Annotated in this window: 21 protein-coding genes; 6 read left to right on the forward strand and 15 right to left on the reverse strand. The window is 44.9% G+C overall.

The window, feature by feature from the left end:
* Window positions 1-204 precede the first annotated feature (204 nt).
* From DSM107010_RS07805 to DSM107010_RS07840, 9 genes are all read right to left on the reverse strand, one after another.
* Window positions 205-1275, reverse strand: coding sequence for a 30S ribosomal protein S1 (locus DSM107010_RS07805; protein WP_106168251.1), 1071 nt, complete (start codon window positions 1273-1275; stop codon window positions 205-207).
* 246 nt (window positions 1276-1521) lie between these two features.
* Complete coding sequence (nrdR, locus tag DSM107010_RS07810) at window positions 1522-2055, reverse strand: transcriptional regulator NrdR (protein WP_106168250.1); 534 nt, start codon at window positions 2053-2055, stop codon at window positions 1522-1524.
* Between the two features lie 195 nt (window positions 2056-2250).
* Window positions 2251-2349 carry a photosystem II reaction center protein T gene (locus DSM107010_RS07815; protein WP_009632497.1) on the reverse strand — a complete coding sequence of 33 codons (99 nt, stop codon included), beginning with the start codon at window positions 2347-2349 and terminating at the stop codon, window positions 2251-2253.
* Window positions 2350-2478: 129 nt separating this feature from the next.
* The gene (gene psbB / locus DSM107010_RS07820) at window positions 2479-4032 is read right to left on the reverse strand and encodes a photosystem II chlorophyll-binding protein CP47 (RefSeq protein ID WP_015157352.1); all 1554 of its coding nucleotides are present in this window, start codon (window positions 4030-4032) and stop codon (window positions 2479-2481) included.
* Window positions 4033-4292: 260 nt separating this feature from the next.
* The gene (locus tag DSM107010_RS42110) at window positions 4293-4418 is read right to left on the reverse strand and encodes a hypothetical protein (RefSeq protein ID WP_255410090.1); all 126 of its coding nucleotides are present in this window, start codon (window positions 4416-4418) and stop codon (window positions 4293-4295) included.
* Window positions 4415-4747, reverse strand: a complete 333-nt coding sequence (locus DSM107010_RS07825; protein WP_015157353.1) for a hypothetical protein — start codon at window positions 4745-4747, stop codon at window positions 4415-4417. Before DSM107010_RS07825 ends, DSM107010_RS42110 begins: the two co-directional genes overlap by 4 nt.
* Window positions 4748-4878: 131 nt before the next feature.
* Complete coding sequence (locus DSM107010_RS07830; protein WP_015157354.1) at window positions 4879-5436, reverse strand: Uma2 family endonuclease; 558 nt, start codon at window positions 5434-5436, stop codon at window positions 4879-4881.
* A 66-nt stretch (window positions 5437-5502) separates the two neighbouring features.
* Window positions 5503-7887 carry a DNA helicase PcrA gene (gene pcrA, locus DSM107010_RS07835; RefSeq protein WP_106168181.1) on the reverse strand — a complete coding sequence of 795 codons (2385 nt, stop codon included), beginning with the start codon at window positions 7885-7887 and terminating at the stop codon, window positions 5503-5505.
* Between the two features lie 58 nt (window positions 7888-7945).
* Window positions 7946-8413 (reverse strand): GNAT family N-acetyltransferase, encoded by a 468-nt coding sequence (locus tag DSM107010_RS07840; RefSeq protein ID WP_106168182.1) that lies wholly within the window; start codon window positions 8411-8413, stop codon window positions 7946-7948.
* 163 nt (window positions 8414-8576) lie between these two features.
* Between DSM107010_RS07840 and DSM107010_RS07845 the strand changes: the two genes are divergently transcribed.
* A complete protein-coding gene (locus DSM107010_RS07845) occupies window positions 8577-9104 on the forward strand; it encodes a GrpB family protein (protein ID WP_106168183.1) in 528 nt (175 codons plus the stop codon).
* A gap of 93 nt (window positions 9105-9197) precedes the next feature.
* Here DSM107010_RS07845 and DSM107010_RS07850 read toward each other — a convergent pair whose 3' ends face one another.
* Both DSM107010_RS07850 and DSM107010_RS07855 read right to left on the reverse strand, forming a co-directional pair.
* On the reverse strand, window positions 9198-9980 hold the full coding sequence (locus DSM107010_RS07850; protein WP_015157357.1) for an MOSC domain-containing protein: 783 nt from the start codon (window positions 9978-9980) through the stop codon (window positions 9198-9200).
* Between the two features lie 73 nt (window positions 9981-10053).
* Window positions 10054-10245 (reverse strand): DUF2949 domain-containing protein, encoded by a 192-nt coding sequence (locus DSM107010_RS07855; RefSeq protein WP_015157358.1) that lies wholly within the window; start codon window positions 10243-10245, stop codon window positions 10054-10056.
* A 355-nt stretch (window positions 10246-10600) separates the two neighbouring features.
* Here DSM107010_RS07855 and DSM107010_RS07860 point away from each other — a divergent pair, with 355 nt between their 5' ends.
* From DSM107010_RS07860 to DSM107010_RS07870, 3 genes are all read left to right on the forward strand, one after another.
* Entirely contained in the window at window positions 10601-11566 is a 966-nt protein-coding gene (locus tag DSM107010_RS07860) for an orange carotenoid protein N-terminal domain-containing protein (RefSeq protein ID WP_106168189.1), read from the forward strand.
* Between the two features lie 241 nt (window positions 11567-11807).
* Window positions 11808-12302, forward strand: a complete 495-nt coding sequence (locus tag DSM107010_RS07865; RefSeq protein ID WP_106168184.1) for a pentapeptide repeat-containing protein — start codon at window positions 11808-11810, stop codon at window positions 12300-12302.
* The gene (locus DSM107010_RS07870; protein WP_106168185.1) at window positions 12286-12549 is read left to right on the forward strand and encodes a DUF1830 domain-containing protein; all 264 of its coding nucleotides are present in this window, start codon (window positions 12286-12288) and stop codon (window positions 12547-12549) included. Before DSM107010_RS07865 ends, DSM107010_RS07870 begins: the two co-directional genes overlap by 17 nt.
* A gap of 12 nt (window positions 12550-12561) precedes the next feature.
* On the opposite strand, the gene DSM107010_RS07875 is transcribed toward DSM107010_RS07870, so the two are convergent.
* Window positions 12562-14487: an iron uptake porin gene (locus DSM107010_RS07875; RefSeq protein WP_106168186.1), complete on the reverse strand. Its 1926-nt coding sequence runs from the start codon at window positions 14485-14487 to the stop codon at window positions 12562-12564.
* Between the two features lie 600 nt (window positions 14488-15087).
* Here DSM107010_RS07875 and DSM107010_RS07880 point away from each other — a divergent pair.
* Window positions 15088-15618, forward strand: a complete 531-nt coding sequence (locus tag DSM107010_RS07880) for a J domain-containing protein (RefSeq protein ID WP_373425480.1) — start codon at window positions 15088-15090, stop codon at window positions 15616-15618.
* 81 nt (window positions 15619-15699) lie between these two features.
* A complete protein-coding gene (locus DSM107010_RS07885) occupies window positions 15700-15972 on the forward strand; it encodes a DUF3143 domain-containing protein (RefSeq protein ID WP_015157364.1) in 273 nt (90 codons plus the stop codon).
* A gap of 95 nt (window positions 15973-16067) precedes the next feature.
* Here DSM107010_RS07885 and uppS read toward each other — a convergent pair whose 3' ends face one another.
* The 3 genes from uppS to lysA form a co-directional block, all read right to left on the reverse strand.
* On the reverse strand, window positions 16068-16814 hold the full coding sequence (gene uppS / locus DSM107010_RS07890) for a polyprenyl diphosphate synthase (RefSeq protein ID WP_015157365.1): 747 nt from the start codon (window positions 16812-16814) through the stop codon (window positions 16068-16070).
* Window positions 16811-17749 carry a diadenylate cyclase CdaA gene (gene cdaA / locus DSM107010_RS07895; RefSeq protein ID WP_015157366.1) on the reverse strand — a complete coding sequence of 313 codons (939 nt, stop codon included), beginning with the start codon at window positions 17747-17749 and terminating at the stop codon, window positions 16811-16813. Before cdaA ends, uppS begins: the two co-directional genes overlap by 4 nt.
* Window positions 17750-17853: 104 nt before the next feature.
* Entirely contained in the window at window positions 17854-19365 is a 1512-nt protein-coding gene (gene lysA, locus DSM107010_RS07900) for a diaminopimelate decarboxylase (RefSeq protein WP_127022721.1), read from the reverse strand.
* Window positions 19366-19409: the final 44 nt, after the last annotated feature.

A 19409-nucleotide genomic window follows, 5' to 3' on the forward strand; every position in this document is an offset into this window, starting at 1 on the left:
GGTTTATCGACATGTCTAACTACAAATCAATCTGAGGGCTAAACCCGCCCTCCGAGATCTGGCGATTTGGTAAGGACGCACGGCTGCGCGCCCCTACAACCCATTATTCCACCAGAAGCAATCGCCACAAAAAAAGAGGGTTTAACCCTCCTTGGTGTAGAGACATTACATGTAACGTCTCTACATGCGATTTGCATAATTTTTTTACTCAACTGCTGCTGGCAAATCCTCATCAGATGCTGGCAATTCCTCAGCATCGGTAGCAACAGGTTCTTCGGTATCGACAGCAACAGGCTCTTCGATAGCCGCCGGAATCTCTTCTTCCACTGCTACTGGTTCTTCTACCTCAGCAGGGGCATTTAGATCGATTCCTTGTTGCTTAGCTGCCATTTGTTCGCGATATCTCGCAGCCATTTCTTCTGCTTTATCGTAAACCAAGTCGCGGTTCTTGATCATGTCGCCTGGTTCTGGCTCTAGCTGTTTTGTAGACAGAGAAATCCGACCCCGTTCGGCATCCAAGTCAATAATCATGACTTTGACTTCATCGTTGACGTTGAAGACGCTGTGAGGTGTATCGATGTGGTCGTGGGAGATTTCCGAGATGTGCAGCAGACCGCTGACACCACCAATATCGATAAATGCACCGTAAGGCTTGATCCCGCGTACCGTACCGATGACGACTTCGCCAACTTCCAAGCGGTTCATCTTGCGCTCGACTAAAGCGCGACGGTGTGAAAGTACCAGACGGTTGCGGTCTTCATCAACTTCTAGAAACTTTAACGGTAGCTCCTCGCTGACCAACTCTTCTTTAGGCTTGCGAGTGCTGATGTGGGAACCAGGAATAAATCCGCGCAGACCTTCGATTCGCACGAGTGCGCCGCCACGGTTTGTAGCGAATACGAGCGATCGCACCGTTGCATCTTCGTTTTGTAACTGTCTGACGCGCTCCCAAGCTCGCATATACTCAATGCGGCGAATCGAAAGCGTTAGCTGTCCGTCTTCGTTTTCATCGGTAAGAATGAAAAACTCCCGCGTTTCGTTGGGCTGCAAAACTTCTTCTGGAGCATCCACCCGATTTATCGACATTTCTTGGATGGGAATGTAGGCAGCGGTCTTAGCACCAATGTCAATCAGAGCGCCCCGTGGCTCCATGCTAAATACCGTACCAGCTACGATGTCGCCAGGGCTGAAGTGGTAATCGTATTTGTCGAGTAAAGCCGCGAAATCTTCGTGAGTAAAGCCTATTTCTGTAGTAAGTGTTTTCTGATTGACCATGCTGGTTGTTTCCTGGGAATAGTCTCCGAAAGGTTTTTCCTCCTCTCGATGTATATGCAAGGCGAGCGTAGGCAGATTACACCTACATCTCTGATTCCATCCTAACGTAGGAGAAGTTAATCTAAACGCAATTTAAGTACAGACTCACAATTATAACTGAGCTTTGCGAATAAATTTACTGAAATTCTTTAGATGTAGTTCGAGTCGATAGAGTTTGAGTTATGGAGGCGATCGCGATAAAATCTCTCAGTCGGCGATCGCCACAGTATGAGCTGAAGATTCATGGCACTGGCAATATTCACCTTCAATCGGGATATTATTTGAGGCTTCCTGACGCGACAGATCGTCCAAAGTTTCGACAAAATCTTTCATAGTTTGAAATTGGCGATAAACAGAAGCAAAACGCACGTAGGCAACTTCACTCTCGCATCGCAGGTGTTTGAGGACTAATTCGCCAATTTCCAGACTGCTAACTTCCCGCGAGACACGTTGTTGCAGTTCTGCTTCAATTTCATCGACGATCGCCTCCATCCGCAAAGCCGAAATTCCCGTTTTCTCGCAAGCGCGGACAATTCCTCGTAAAACTTTAGAGCGATCGAATAACTGGCGATCGCCATTCTGTTTCAGAACGGTAATTGGAACAAATTCAATCCGTTCGTAAGTTGTAAAGCGGCGATGACAACGCAAACATTCCCGTCGCCTACGGATACTCTGTCCCGCTTGCGCAGAACGCGATTCTAAAACGCGATTATCTGGATGCTGGCAGAAAGGGCATTGCATAGCTAGGGGTAAGGGATAAGGGGTAAGGGGTAAGGGAAGGATGAGGGATCGGAGCTATCTAACTAACCTCCTGACTTCTAACTACTCCCTGCTCCCTGCTCCCTGATAAAGGAATATCCGCTGCTATCAAGGACGATAACAGCGGTGGAAAATGGATATGATTTGGCTATTTTTAGCGAATTAAGCCGAAAAAATTTACTTTTTCTCAATACGAGGTGGTTCGCGAAAAGCTATGGCAAAGAATAGAGTACCAATAGCTAGCGCGAGAATCAAAATGTAAGCAACGCTTTCCATGTCAGTATTCCCTAACGACTTCCTTCTTACTGATAGTTTATCAATCAAAAGAAAAGAACGGTTACATTAACTGCTAGAAAAATTGTTTCCCGACAATATATTTAACCGTTCTTAACAACTGACCTCAGTTTAGGCTTCCTTACGGCGAGTGGTCTTGTCACCCACTTTCTGGAACAGCCCCCATTCGACTTGTTCTTCCAAATCTGCCTCGACCCCTGCGAATACATCGCGGAAGATCGTGCGAGAACCGTGCCACAAATGACCGAAGAAGAATAGCAAGGCAAAGGTAGCGTGAGCGAAGGTGAACCAACCTCTAGGGCTAGTACGGAATACACCGTCAGGCTTAGCAAGTGCTAGATCGCCAAATCTGGTGCTTTGATCGCCGTCAAAATTGATGATTTCGCCACCTTGAGCTTTACGAGCATACTTCTTCACGTCGGCTGGGTCGGTAAAGGTTTGACCATCCAACTCACCGCCGTAGAAGCTAACAGTTACACCTGTTTGCTCGAAGCTATACTTGGATTCTGCTCGCCGGAAAGGAATATCGGCACGGACAACACCATCTTTATCTGTTAAAACAACAGGGAAAGTTTCAAAGAAGTTAGGCAGACGACGAACTTCTAATTCTCGTCCTTCTTTATCTTTGAATACGGGGTGTCCTGCCCAAGACAGAGCAATACCATTAGTCTTGTTCATCGGACCGACGCGGAACAAACCACCTTTAGCGGGGCTGTTACCTACGTAGTCGTAGAACGCCAGTTTTTCGGGAATTTCCGACCAAGCTTCAGACAAGCTCTTACCCTCAGCCACGCTAGCTTGCACGCGGCGGGTCATTTCTTGTTTGAAGTAGCCATCATCCCACTGATAGCGGGTAGGACCAAACAGTTCGATTGGGGTTGTGGCGTTACCGTACCACATCGTCCCTGCTACAACGAAAGCAGCAAAGAAGACGGCAGCAATACTGCTAGAAAGCACGGTTTCGATATTCCCCATCCGCAGAGCTTTGTAAAGCCGTTCTGGGGGTCGAACTGTCAAGTGGAATAAACCAGCAATAATACCAACAACACCCGCAGCAATGTGGTGAGCTACCACGCCGCCAGGATTAAACGGGTTAAAACCTGCTGGTCCCCATTCCGGCGCGACTGCTTCTACGTGTCCGGTGATGCCGTAGGGGTCAGAAACCCACATCCCTGGACCAAATAGTCCGGTGAGGTGAAAAGCACCAAAGCCAAAGCAAAGTAGACCAGACAAGAATAAATGGATACCAAACATTTTTGGCAGGTCTAGAGCAGATTCGCCCGTGCGGGGGTCTTGGAAAAGTTCCAAATCCCAATAAACCCAGTGCCAGCAAGCAGCTAGGAATAATAAACCGGAAAGAACGATGTGAGCGGCAGCAACGCCCTCAAACGACCAGAAACCAGGGTCGTAGCTGGGAGCGCCCATGACGTTCCAGCCACCCCAAGAGCCAACTACACCCAAGCGTGACATGAAGGGCAGTACGTACATACCTTGCCGCCACATGGGGTTTAATACTGGATCGCTGGGGTCGTAAATAGCTAGTTCGTATAGAGCCATCGAACCAGCCCAGCCTGCAACTAGTGCTGTATGCATTAAATGTACAGCAATCAACCGCCCTGGATCGTTCAGGACGACTGTGTGTACTCTGTACCAAGGTAGTCCCATCGACTACGCTCCTCCTCGATGAGTTATTTCTACAGGATAATTTTTCGGCTTTTTGTTATTGCCATCAACCGAGTCTTACTAGATATGGATCTGGACGATCCAGCTGACTTGTAAAATTCAGCAATGGTATTCAATACAAAAATGAGAATTATTAAAGAAGTGTAACTATTGGCGGGACTGAATGCAATACGAGAATCAGTTATCAGTTGTCAGTTGTCAGTTATCAAGGGTTTCAAGAGCCAGGAGTCGTAGGGGCGGGTTCACCAAAGATCTCTGACTCCGACGAAGATTTCGGGTGAACCCGCCCGTACAGGAGTTGCTGAGTCAGGAGCCAGGAGAATATGAATAGAAATCCGATCGCGCACCACGCACCACGCACCACTCACTGTACTACAGATTGAATGCTTTTGAGTTGGCACATAGCTTCGGCTATTCCCAAGCGATCGATGACTTGTTCGGCAGTGATTAATCGCTTGAGTACAACTTGTCCGATCGCCTGTTTTGTGCCATTACTGGAAGCAGTAGCGGGTCTGACTTCTACAGTCATGATCGTGTCTTCTACCCGATACAGCCATAATTTTTCATGAGCTTCTACCAAACAAACGTTCAGTCGTTGAATGTCTGGTCGTCGCCGCCAAGCTGTTTCATTCCATAAACCGTCAGATGCCCAGACTCTACCTACTGTCCATCCCTCAGTGAGAAAAAAATATTTCACGGGTTTTTGCAGCTATTCGACTGGATACTCCTCGACTAGCTTATAGGATTTGATTTGGCGAAACAAACTGGATTTGATACAGTTTTCAGGAATGTAGGCGGTGCGATCGCACTCACTCAATCTTAAAACGTCTAACCAAACAATCTTGCCACAGCACAGCTAAAACCAGGCAGTAAAGGCGAGGTAAGTTCGTCACTGGTAAATAAAGTTGCTACCGTAACCAGCGTTGCATGTTCGCGGCGATAAACTTGAATTTGCTGCAAGCGCGGATCTGCTATCCAATATTCACACACTCCTTGAGCAGCATATAGCTTGAGTTTAGCCTCTTTGTCGCGGCGTTCGTTGGTTTCCCCTGGTGATAGTACCTCAACAACCAATTCTGGTGCGCCAGTCAAGTGTTCTGCTTCGTCTAGCAAAGCAGCCAATCGCTCTTTACTTATCCAAACTACGTCAGGAATAACGTTATCAGCATCAGTAAAAATAATGCCAGGGGTAGGTACTACTTCTCCTAACCCAGTTTGCAACGACCAAAGATCTAACTCTCTACAGATATTTTTAATAGTTTTTTGGTGTCCCCAGCCTGGTGCGCGTGTCACAAATAATTCCCCATCGACAATTTCATAGCGATTGCCATTATCTGGCAACAACTCTAAATCGCTAGTCGTCCATCGTACTCGCGCCTGACTCATAAAAAGCTCCTTGTATTAGTCATCGCTCGTCAATCAATACCCATTACCAATTACCCAATACCAATCTCATTCTACTTTTTGTAGTGGATCGATTTTAGGATTGACAATTTTTGGCGTACCGAGACTAGCAAACCGAACTGCTAAAGAAATTTTGTTACCAGAACCGAAAATGTGAGTTACTTCGCCAATACCAAAGTTTTTATGGAAAATGCGATCGCCTACACGCCAGTCCCTCTCTAGATCTGCCTCTGATGAATTTTTGCTAGCACTATTATTCTGAGGATGGCTCCACTTTTGAGTTGGTTGGTGAGTCGATCTAGTCGATGTATTAGGAACTTTCGCTTGGCTAGAAAGATGAAAACTGAGTAATTCTTTGGGTAATTCTGCCAGAAATTGAGATGGAATTGCAGGTTCGCGGGAACCGTAAAGGCGACGTTCGCGGGCGTGGGTGAGGTAAAGTATTTCTTGAGCGCGAGTAATTCCTACATAGCACAAGCGGCGTTCTTCTTCCAACGATTTAGGATCGTCAAGCGAACGATAGTTAGGAAGTAGTCCTTGTTCTAACCCCACAAGAAAAACAACGGGAAATTCTAATCCTTTGGAAGCATGAAGCGTGAGGAGAGAAACAGCAGCTTGTCCTTCTTTCAAATTGTCTAAATCGGAAGTTAAAGCTGTACTGGCAAGAAAATTTGATAGGTTAACCTCCTCGTTTTCTTCTTCAAATTGTAAGACGGCGTTATAAAGTTCTTGTACGTTTTGCAGTCTATCTAAACTTTCATCCGTGCCTTGATTTTGTAAATCTTTGACATAGCTAGACTCATCTAAAACTCCTTGCACGATCGCACTCGGAGAAAGAGTATCTACCTGTTCTTGCCATTTGCGAATTAATTGGGCAAAATTGTTGACACCCTTAGCCGATCGCCCTGCTAAAGTGTTAACTGATGTCTCGTCGTTGAGAATTTCCCAAAAGGGTAAATTAAGTTGTTGGGCAGCATTAACTAAATTATCAATTGTGGTTTTACCTATACCGCGACGGGGAGTATTAATCACGCGCAACAAACTTACGGTATCGTAAGGATTGACAATTGCTCTTAAATATGCCAAAACATCTTTAATTTCTTTGCGATCGTAGAACTTCAATCCACCGACAATTGTGTAAGGAATACCTTGACGGACTAGATTCTCTTCTATGGGACGAGATTGAGCGTTAGTACGATAAAGAACGGCAAAACTACCCCAATTGAATTCTGAATGTTGCTGTTCTAAACTACGTAAATGATTGATGACAAATTGGGCTTCGGCGATTTCATCATCAGCTTTATAACAGTAGATTTTTTCTCCTTCTCCCCGTGTTGGTTTGAGAATTTTATCGATCCGCTGGGTATTATTTTCAATTAGTTGATTAGCGGCTTGTAAAATAGTTTCTCTAGAGCGATAGTTTTCTTCTAACTTAACCATCGTGCGGGTATCTTCGTCAGGTAAGCCATCACCAAAGTCGGCTTGAAAGTCTAACAGAATGGTGAAATCCGCCATGCGAAAACTATAAATTGACTGATCGGCATCGCCAACTACAAAAATTGAGCGATCGCGCCAATTCCATTCACTTTTTCTCGTCTCACCATTGGTTGTGAGTAAATTAATTAAATCGTACTGAATTCGGTTTGTATCTTGATATTCATCAACTAGAATATGTCTAAATCGCTGATGCCAATAGCCAAGAACTTGTTCGTTCTGCTGAAATAACTTAACTGGCATTAAGATCAGATCGTCAAAATCCAAAGCGTTGTTTTCGGCTAGCTTATCTTCGTAATATCCGTAAACTTCCGCAATAACTCTACCGCGATAGTTAGGCTGTTCTCGTTCAAAATCGCGGGGAGAAAGTCCCTGGTTTTTAGCATTGCTAATAGTGTAGCGGACGGAACGCGGTTCAAATTTCTTGTCGTCTAATTGGAGTTTTTTAGTAATAATTTCCTTGACTACACTTTGAGCGTCGGACTCATCGAAAATCGAAAAGTTTTTCGTCCAGCGTCTCCCTTTCTCATCTTGGTATTTTTCAATATCAAATCGGAGAATCCGGGAAAACAAACTGTGAAACGTACCGATCCACAAATCTTTAATATAGGTTTTGTAAACCTGCGATCGCAATCTTGTTTGTTCGTGAGGCGCTAATTTATCCAATGGTTTATTGTATTGACTCAGTGCTATTTGTTCGGCAAAGATTTTTTGAATCCTGTCTTTCATCTCCCGTGCCGCTTTATTAGTAAAAGTCACAGCTAAGATATTATGAGGATCGACACGGTGTTTGAGAATCAGATTTGCAATCCGATAAGTTAATGCTCTCGTTTTACCAGAACCCGCACCCGCAACCACTAGCAAGGGACCGCAAAAATGCTCTACAGATGTACGCTGACTGGGGTTAAGGTGACTTAAAAAATCTGTGGTTTTGGTCATACTTTAAAAACTAGAATTATAGTTTTATATTTAATAGCTGGAAATGTGCTATTCTTCGCTAAAATGTCCATGAATCTGTTCTAGAGCCGAGTCGTTGCGACATGACAATAATTTTCGGACTCACGTGGTAGCCATTCTTACTATAGAATGCCTCTGCTTTCCCGTCCCTAAGTGTCAGAAGAAAAATTTGGGACACGTTCATAGGAGTCAGCACGATTGTCAGATAATTGAGTAGCTTTGTTCCTATTCCTTGGTGCTGTTTATCGGTTCGCACGCAAAAATCTTTCACAAAAAAGTGCTTACCATCATAAAATTGTTCGCAATAACCAAGGATAAATCCTAGCGGTTCATGATGGTGTAACACAAATCCAACAAAACCTGGAGTATTGAGTGTCTCCCACAATCGCACCCTTGCAGTTTCAAAACTCCAACACTCGTTCCAAGGTTCTTGTTTAAAAGTTTCAACATATACATGAGCGCAGGAATCGAGATGCTCGGCGGAGAAAGTTAAAATTTCTTCTAACATCGGGATTTATACTCAAAGTCCAGTACGCAGCAAACTAAAGCAACTCCCCTCAGCATTAAAGATATATCTAGCAGACCATAGAAATTATATATTAGCCACTTTGTGGCAATTGTAGGAATGCGATCGCCACAGGTGTTGCGGGGTAAAGAGTTAGGGGTAAGGTATGGATAATATTGTCATCGTGGAATACGATCGCCAATGGGTAGAGTTATTCGAGCAAGAAGCTATTTACCTACGAAATCTGCTGGGAAAAGCTTCGATCCTCCGAATCGAACACTTCGGTAGCACAGCTATACCTGGAATGCCTGCTAAGCCCATAATCGATATGTTAGTAGAAATTCCTAGCTTCGATCGCATTCAGCAGGAAGCCTTACCCAAGTTAGTAGCTGCAGGATATGAATATCTATGGCGTAGCGATCGCCCTCCAGGGCATATGATGTTTGTTAAGCGATCGCCTGATGGTAAGCGTACCTATCACGTTCATATGGCGACTGCTGGACACACATTATGGGAAAGATTGTATTTTCGCAATTATCTCTGTAGCCACCCAGCAGAAGCCGCACGCTACGCACAACTAAAGCGAGATTTAGCAGCACAATTTTCAGGCGATCGCGAGGCTTATACTAATGGTAAAAGCGAGTACGTTAATCTAATTACTACCAAAGCAAAATTAGATGCAACAAACTCTTAGTCCGCGCCGGCGGACTTTGCTTGTGTAGCTGCGAATTCTACTCGCTCTATTTAAATTCTGAATCGTAAGGTGAGCAATGCCCACCCTACGATCCTATATTGAAACTGGATCGCCAATTTTTAAGATTTTTCCTACTTCTGACGACGGAATTTTTGTATTGATACTTAACCGATAAAAGTGGTCGAATCTCTCTGGAGTTGTCCAATCTGGTAGGGTTTCTTTACGTTTAGAAACAAAGATTTTCTGAAAATTCTCTGTGGCTACTGCTGTTTTTGAATCTCTTGTGGGTACGATGCATCTCGCACAAGGATTAATTCCAGCAAATACAACTTCTCCAATTTGAAACTGGATACTATCCCCTACTTTGGTAAATAATCGGTCTTCCCAAAATGGAGGTACGCCATCAATTTCTATATTTGCTCGTATCCGATTCCTCATTTCCTCAACACTTATGTCAGGAAACCAGGAGGTAACTTCTGCAAGCGTAGCTGCACTGATTATTGTAGGACCAGAAGCATTAGTATCATCTGGAAACCCTGTGAAATTATTTTGCTTAATGTTGACAGGTAAACCAAAATAATTGCTCAACCAAGCTTCTAACTCCGAACGCTCTTTATCCAAGTGAAAAGTAACGCTCTCATCTGTTCCTTGGACTTGTAACGATAGCTGTTGACAATCTGCATCGAATTGCGATCGCAGCAAATGAACCTTAGCATTGCGCTTACCATTCACAAATCGCCCTTTTTGGTCAAATAAGGCATACTCGCGATCGTGCTGGAGTGCGCCACTTGCTAATACACTGACTTGAGACAAAGTGATGCCATCAAGCGATTTAACCGGAAAAATCGAAATTTTTGCCAGATAAGGCTGTATCATAAGCCATCACTTTATATTGCTACTCAAGACAATAGTTGATGTGAAGTTACACGAGTTACAGCGTTAGTAGATCCTACACCATTTCTAACCAATCGAACACGCGGTTTAGTTGTGGCAAGGTAATAAATCCGTATTGCCAAAGTACCATCGGCAGAAAGTTTAGCTCCTGTTCTCCCTTTTTTAAAGCTAACGCGATCGCTGCTTCTGAAACCGACAATTCGTCGCGTAAAAAGCTCATCAAATCATCCCGAACGTTAGATTTCATATACGTTTATCCAATTAATGCATTTTTTAACTAAATGGTAATGTAACAAGCATTGTAAAGTTATGCAACGTTTTCTCAGAATTATTTAGCTTGCAAGCAGCACTTGAACTAGCCGCTACTGTGTAACTTGGTGTGCGGCTGCGCGATCGCTTGCTCGATTAAACTACCTAATGGCGCGTGCTATCTACTGGATCGAGCGGCAAAACGATCGAAATCGATAAACTTCTTTACAAAAGTTAACTATTTTGTTACATTTATTTACGTAACCAAGTGGGTATGTGCTAAAGCCCCAGCTTTAGCATTTTGCCTTAAATCTCAAAATCGACTAATACAAAGCAATCTGGAGCTTCCGATCGTGACATATACTATCGAGTCGGCACAAAATATCTTCTCTGGAACTCAAATCCCCAGTCCAATTCCAGCCACTATAGCGCTGTTCGACCAACTGAGCGTTGACGATCGCCTAGCGTACCTTTGGTATGCTTACACGGAAATGGGTCGGACAATCACCCCCGCAGCTCCAGGCGCGGCTCGCTTACAACTGGCGGAAGGATTGCTCACCCAAATCAAACAAATGTCACCTGAAGAGCAAACCAAAGTCATGCGCGACCTTGCTAATCGCATTGACACTCCGATCAACCGTTCCTATGGTTTCTTCAGCGTGAATACCAAGCTAGCTTTTTGGTACGAGTTAGGAGAGTTGATGAAACAGGGGATCGTCGCTCCAATTCCAACTGGCTATCAAATGTCTCCTGGTGTCAAAGTCGTCCTAGAAGCAACTCAGAAACTCGATCCAGGTCAGCAGATCACAGTTCTGCGCAACACAGTCGTAGACATGGGATTCGATACATCCGACTTGGCTCCCAGCAGCTCTCGAAAGAGTGCAGAACCAGTATTTGAACGCACCGAACCCATCACCACCAATGTCAAGATTGAAGGAATTAACGAGCCTGCGGTGTTGCAATATGTCGAAGCAATGAACGCAGACAATTTCGCCGCTGCTATTGCTTTGTTTACTGCTAATGGTGCTTTACAACCCCCATTTCAAAAGCCAATTGTCGGTCATGAGGCGATCGCGAAATACATGCGCGAAGAAGCGCAGGGTTTAAACATGATGCCGAAACAAGGTATCTGTGAAGTACAACCAGATGGCTCCAAACAAGTAAAAGTCACTGGTGTCGTCCAAACTCCTTGGTTTGGTGTCAACGTTGGGATGAATATTGCTTGGCGGTTTTTGATCGATCCTCAAGGCAAGATTTTCTTCGTCGCCATTGATATGCTTGCTTCTCCTCAAGAGTTACTCAACCTGCGTCGGATGTAAAACGTTCTAAATGGGGGAGTGGTGCTAGCTAGCACTGCTCTTTCAAACCCAATATATCTCGCAAGCGCGGTGAAAAGATTTAGAAGATCCCCCAACCCCCTTTCTAAGGGGGCTTTATAGAAGATCCCCCAACCCCCTTAAAAAGGGGGGAATTTAAAGCCCCCTTAAAAAGGGGGGCTAGGGGGGCTCGAGATCTTCAACTTCCGTGCGTAACTCCTGGCGTATTTATGAATGCCGATCTATGAATGTTGATACTCTACTAGAGCTTTATACTGCTGGCAAAAGAGATTTTAGTTGTTTTGACTTGCGCAGAGTCGATTTGAGTGAAATCGACTTGAGTGGAGCCATCTTGAGCAGAGCAGAGTTAGCTGGAGCCAACCTGAATGGAGCCAACTTAAAAGGAGTCAAGCTCAGCGAGGCAAACTTAACTGGAGCTACCCTTTGGAGAACTGACCTTAGCAATGCGACTTTGTATAAAGCCATCCTGAGTAGAGCAATTCTTATTAAAGCTAATTTAAGCAGTGTAGATCTACGTGACACTTTATTAAATAGAGCAGATTTGCGCTTAACGAATTTAACTGGAGCCAATCTCAGTGGTGCTAATCTGACCGGAACAGATTTACGTTACGCACAATTAAAGTTAGTAGAACTAACTGGGGTAGATCTGAGTCAAGCATGTATAGTTGGAGCATCGATCCAAGACTCATTATTGTATGATTATGACGAAAATAATTAGGTCTCTACCAGCTGAGCAAGAGAGTCTTATACTATGCTGCTACGTTAATGCAACCAGCCAAATTCAGGTGATTCGCATTGTCGATCTTCCCAGTTACTATTTTGAACGGGCAGTTTTTCCAGGACAACGGTTTTTGTTTGAAGCTTTACCCAGTGCTGAATTAGAGGTTCATACGAGTATGACAATTGATTCGCTCTTAGCCGATAAAATTTCTTGTTTGCACCTTCAAGTTGATAACGGCAATTGATGAAGCGATCGCTTAAAAGCTAAACTGCGCTCTTAAGTTACCTACATAGATCGTTGGGTTATCGCTAAAGTTATTTGGATTGGCAATCAGATAAAACGCTGGTACTAAAGCTATATTATCTGTTAGTGGAAAATAATAATTCGCTTCAAACTCGTACTGCACGCCACCATTTCCGCCTCCAGCAACAAGAAAATCGCGTCCATCCAAGATGGCAAACGGTCTGACATAAGAGATAGTTAATAGCGCCCCCTCCTTACCTAAATCGGGAAAAGCAACACCAGCTTGCATTGCTTGAGCTTCAATTTCTCCATCACCAGGCACTAGATTTGTCTTGGCATAGGTGTAACGTCCGAAGAAACCGATACCAGGAGTTAGCAACCAATCAAAATTAACTCCATAGGTATCAGCTAAACCAGCATCCAAACCACCATCAGCAACGAGTCCTGTCACTGGATCGAATACCGCAGAACTACCATTATCTGCAATTCCGTAAATTGGCTCTCCTGTTGCACCACCAATGACTCCGCCAATTGCTTGAATCCGCGTCCGATTGTATAGCAGCCTTAAATTAAAATTTTGGCTGGGCGAGTAAGTGAGTTCAGCTGTTGCGGTGTACGTACCACCAAATAAGCCAAACCTCGGATCGCTAGAGGTGTTAAATCCAGGTGCGATCGTACTAGAAAGAAATTCTGTATTTTCTCCAATGTAACCTGCGGTCAATTGCAATTGCTTGCTAGGCTTCCAAGTTATAACCGCCCCCGATCCTCGGTCGATCGCATTGACTAGCGTACCGCCATTGGAGTTAAAACTATTCGCACCCGTGAGGATGAAGGTAAAAGCGTTGTAGTCAAATAGGCGATACCAGTTAATCCGGGGACCAAAAGCAATTTCAAGATTATCCCCCACGGGAAAACTGTAATACAATTCGTGGATAACGACATCATTACCCAACCCTTGAATCCCCGCAGTTTGGTCAAAAAAGGGTACGCCGTAGGTGTTGTACAGCCCTGCTGAGGTGAATTGGTTGGCGGGAGAGTCGGCATTACCTGCGACTAGCCGCACCTTGAGGCTATCCCTACCATTGAAGGAAGTATCGAAATTTAACCAGATCAGATCGCTGAAAGTAATTTCTGGATCGTCTGTAAGTTCTTGTACAACTGGTCTGCCTGTGACTGCATCTCTTCCCCCTCGTCTAGCGACAACGCCGCCAAATGCAGCTGGCGGAAAGAGATCGACTGATTCAAATTGTACGTCACCATCGGCAAAAGCTCCCGTGACGTTAGCCCAAACTAGAGCGCTTAATTTCGTTGTAGTCGAGAATTGATTGGCTTCTAGTTCTGCTGTCGCTGCTTCTAAAGCATCCACGCGACCGCGCAAAGCAGACAATTCAGCGGCAAATTCTGTCTGCAATTTTTGCAGCGTATCGGCATCTTCTTGCTTAACGGTATCTGCCGATGCTGTAGCAATGAGTTCGTTAATTCTGTCCAAACAGGCATTCAAACCAGCCGCAAATTCATATCTCGTTAAAGCACGGCTGCCTCGATAGGTGCTGTCTGGATATCCTGCAATACAACCATAACGCTCTACCAATGACTGTAACGCTTGAAATGCCCAGTCAGTAGGTTGGACATCTGATAGCTGCGATACAGATGTGACTTGCGCCATCGAGTCGCCACTTGCTGCTTCCGGTATCTCGACTCTAGGAGTCGTCGCTAGATCGGTTTCAGGTTCTATGGAAGTACGATTGGTTGCGTGACGATCGCTGCGATCGGGAGGTAGTAATAATTTAGCTTCGCGATCGTAATTCATGCTAGCTAGTGTCTGTTTTGAGCTAACTTCTACCGCGTTAGTCTCTGCACTTGCTCTATAACTATCAACGGCATGACACGCTAATATTACCGAGGCGATCGGCAATACTTGCAACAAGAATTTATGCATTTATCCTCACACCCAAACGCACACTTTGATATTCAGAATGCAGGGTTTAGACTAGCAAAACTAGCTTCGGGTAAATGTGTTTTTATATACAATTCATTCGGACGCGCTGCGAACTCTAATTCAGAGTCTCGATCGCATATATAACGCTGGTAGGGGCGCACAGCTGTGCGCCCCTACAGTCTGTGTATTTCACCCAATTGAAAACCGCTATAATTCAGAGTTTCGATCGCGTAACCAAAAAGCAAGCAAAAAAATTCTAAGTCTAGTCTAACCTTGTATTCATCCATCGGGAAAATTTGAAAATCTTGGCTTTATACTTAAGTTCTATAATTATTCGCTTGTCTAAAAAGTATGTTTCAACTAATTTAAAAGTGCAAACATAGTAGAAATATATTTTTTTGAAACAGAGATATTTTCTGTACTTTTAAGTTGAGATTTTGAATCAAACGTAAATTTTATTACTACTGAACTTTTAAATTAAATCTGAGATGAAATGCAGCTGCTTAGCATGAGTAGATTTAAAATAGATAAAAAACTAACCGCACTAGTCAAACTGCCGTGACTCAACACTGGGGAATGCCAAATAATAGCGATCGCCCCATGTCAGACCGCGTGTCAGACCGCATGACAGACCAAGCCACTCATTATACCCTGCTTGGACTGCATCCCTCGGCATCGCCAATCGAGATTCGTCGTGCCTACCGACATCTCAGCAAGCTGTATCATCCTGATACAACTGACTTACCTTCAGCAATTGCTACTGTCAAATTTCAGCAGCTCAACGAAGCATATGCCACGCTGAGCAATCCAGAACGGCGGACGAATTACGACTTACACATTGGCTATTCTCGTCTGTATGTCATCCAACCACCTCCAGATTTTCAGCGCGCAGCCGCACGACAAGACGAACGGCGTTCCTCTGCTTACCTCGACCCTACAGATCGTCCCCTGTCATCTGGAGAAGTTTTTGTCTTGTTTATTTTGGGATTGACCTTCATAGGTTGTATATTATTGGCGATCGCTATTGCTACGATCCGGGGTGATACCTTGCAAACTCTAGTCCCGCCAGCTCAGTTGTCAATTGTCAGTGTAGAGATGTTACATGTAACGTCTGTACAAAGTTATCAATAAAGAGCGGCACTTTGGCTGGTGGCTAGGAAATTCCAACTTACGACTTACGACTTACGACTTACGACTTACAACTTCTAATATATGTCCTTACCTTCTGCCGACACTCCCTTATACAATCATCCTTTACCCCAAATCGAGCAGTGGTTGAAAGACCAAGGTTGCCAACAAGACCAAAAGCAACTGCATTGCTGGCACATTCAAAAATCGAACTGGGAAGCCGAACTATGGCTAGATATCGACCAGTTGACGATCCGATACATTGATGCTGAAGCAGTAGGACAAGACATTCAACGCTCTTTTAAATATTCTCTCAGCCGAAAAGATATAGAGCAGGCTGTATTTTCTGGACCCTGACTCAATTTGAGATTTTAGATCTTCACACTTGTCTCTACTCTCTTAAAGAGCATCACACACTCTTTCCCTACTCTCTACTCCCTACTCCCTTACAATCACACTTTCCCAAACCGTCGTTCCCGTTGTTGGTAAGCAGCCAAAGCCCGATGAAACTCCGTGCGGTTGAAGTCGGGCCACAGAGACTCGGTAATATAAATTTCGGCATAAGCCATTTGCCAGAGGAGAAAATTACTGATGCGCATTTCTCCACTGGTGCGGATCAATAAGTCAGGATCGCTAATTCCAGCCGTGTAGAGGTGGCGCTCGAAGATTTCTTTGTCAATCTCTTCTGGTTGGAGCAAACCTTGCTGTACTTGCTGGGCGATCGCTCGACAAGCGTGCAAAATTTCCTGTCTACCACCGTAATTCGTGGCAACAGTGAAGCGGATACCTCGATTCGACCTTGTTTCAGCCATCGATCGCTCGATTTCCGATTGGAGACTGCGCGGTAAAGCCTCCAAATCTCCTACAAACCGAATTTGGACGTTTTCCTCTAGCATTTCCTGCAATTCTTTCCGCAGAACGCGCTCGAACAAAGTCATCAAAAATTCAACTTCTTCTAACGGTCTGCCCCAATTTTCGGTCGAAAAGGCATACGCCGTTAATGCTTGTATACCCCAATCTCGACAACAGCGTAATAAATCTTTGAGAACATCCACCCCCCGTTTGTGTCCCATGATACGGGGTAAACCCTGCTTTTTTGCCCACCTACCATTACCGTCCATAATTACTGCAACGTGTCTGGGCAGTTTTTCTTGTTCTAGATCGAGAGGCAATTGCAACACAATCGGCTTTACAGTCATTTTTTATTTCGGGGAGACGCTGGTAAGTTTAGACCAAAAAGCGCAAAAAAACGAGTCATGAGAATCCTAACTCGATTGCCAATTTGATTTACCAGACCGCGTATGCTTGGGGCTACAGCTTCCCGTTCCACAGCTGGCGAGAATCGAGCTTCCAACAATTCTTTCAGTTTACTGCTGGTCAGCGGTTTATTTAATATTCCTCGTTCTGCCAGCGAAATTGACCCTGTTTCTTCCGACACGACCACGCATACGCAGTTTTCTACCTTCTCCGTGATGCCTAAAGCAGCTCGATGGCGCGTCCCCAATTGACGAGGAGCTGGACGTTCGTAAAGGGGCAAAATCACCGCTGCTGCAACTACCCGCGAACCTCGAATCAAACAAGCGCCGTCATGCAATGCTGTTTTTGGATGAAAAATTGTCAGTAAAATTTCTTTTGAGACTTCCGCATTTAACTTTACGCCTGGAACTTTGAGATCTCGCTCGTCAATAGGACTGTCTGTTTCCAAAATGAGCAAAGCACCGATGCGATTTTGAGACAGTTCTCTCACCGCATCTACGATTTCATCAATGACGCTATCGGGTTTTGGTACGATACGTCTTCCTGGCTGCAATAGCTGTCGAAATTCTCCCCTACCCAATTGTTCTAAAAAACGGCGAAACTCAGATTGGAAAGTGACTGCCATTGCTACAGCAGAACCAACCACCAATTTCTCCAATACAAAACTCAATAGCGGCAAACCCAGTCTGGCACTGATGGCAGAAGCAAGCATGAGGAGAATAAAACCCCTGACCATCCACAAGGTGCGGCGCTCTCCAATGATGACCAGCACCATGTAGATTAGCGCCAAAACCAAGCCCAGATCGATAGCGTAAAATAACAACGACTGAGTCCAGCCAAAGTCTGTTGTCAGCCATTGCTTCCACCAATCTCTCATGAGCGAAATATGAAATCTGAAGAATTGAATTTGTTAACGGTTGGCAGTTAAAAATTAGTGGCTGACGGTTAACTGTATAACTGTCAACTGTCAACCTTTTGCTCTTAGCCTAGTAATGAATCGGGCAGGCAGTCTTGCCGAATTAAGTCTTGATAGGTTTCGCGACGAAGAAGCATCTTTGCTTCTTGATTCGCCACTACCACTGCTGCTGGTCGGGGCAAGCGGTTGTAATTAGAAGCCATGCTGTAGTTATAAGCACCAGTTCCCATTACTACCAAAATATCCCCTGGCTCAGTTTGCGGTAAAGATGCCTCTTTTATTAGGATATCGCCTGACTCGCAGTGTTTTCCAGCAATTGTGACGGTTTCGCTGACTGGTGCGGACATTTTATTGGCGACTACAGCACGATAAAGCGATTGATAGGTAATCGGTCGAGGATTGTCGGACATCCCGCCATCGATCGCCACATATGTCCGAATTTCCGGTACGGTTTTGCTAGAGCCAATCGTATAGGCAGTAACGCAAGCAGTACCGATGAGCGATCGCCCGGGTTCGCACAATAATTTTGGTAAAGGTAAGTTTTGAGACTCGCAGGCTGCTTTCACGGCTTGACAAAGTGCTTGTACCCATTCGTCAATACTGGGTGGATCGTCGGATTCTGTATATCGAATTCCCAATCCACCTCCTAAATTTAACTCCGTAACAGGCAGTCCATAGCTTTTCGCTTTTTCCATCCACTGCACCATCACTTCAGCCAAGTCTTGATGGGGTTGGCGCTCGAAAATTTGCGAACCGATGTGGGCGTGCAATCCGACACAAGTTAAATTGGGTTGTTGTCCGATAAAGGCAAAAACTGCTTCAATCTGGTCGGGATCGAAACCAAATTTACTATCCAAATGCCCAGTTCTGATGTAGTCGTGGGTGTGGCAGTCGATTCCTGGTGTTAATCGCAACATTATCCGAGTCGGGAGTTGGGAATCACTTCCTTGTCCCCCTTCGCCCCCTAATCCCCACTCCCTTCGGTCGCGGGGACCCCGAGTTCCCCCTTGTCCTCCTTGTCCTCCTTGTCCCCCTTGTCCCCCTTGTCCCATTTGCGCTAAATTCTTCAACTCATACCAGTTATCTACCACAATCGTGCAGCCAGACTCGATCGCCAGCGATAATTCTTCTACAGATTTATTATTACCGTGATAGTAGATAACTTCTGGCTTGACACCTGCTTGTAGTGCAGTATAAAGTTCTCCTCCAGAAACAACATCAATGCCCAAGCCTTCAGAGTGGGCGATCGCGCATACTCCCAAGCAACTCCAAGCTTTTGAGGCATAAAGTACCTGAAATTCTCCAGGGTAATAGTTTTGAAACGCCTCGCGATACTGACGGCAAGCGCTGCGGAGGGATTCTTCGTCTAGAATATATAGCGGCGAACCAAACTGCTGTACGAGTTCTGTCACGTCGCAACCACCAATTTCTAGATGATCGTGGCTGTTGATTCCTGCTGTCAGTGGTAAAAGTTCTTGGTTGGGCGATCGCTGAGCGTTCTCATTTCTGTTATTTTCTCGATTAAATATATATTGACGACCGGAATTGTCTACTCCAGCAAGCTGAGTCGATAGCATAATTATGTAAACTGTCCTCTTACAGGGCATGAGTGGGTCTAAAC

Origin of the sequence: Chroococcidiopsis cubana SAG 39.79 (genome assembly GCF_003991895.1) — a bacterium.
GTDB classification, from domain to species: domain Bacteria; phylum Cyanobacteriota; class Cyanobacteriia; order Cyanobacteriales; family Chroococcidiopsidaceae; genus Chroococcidiopsis; species Chroococcidiopsis thermalis.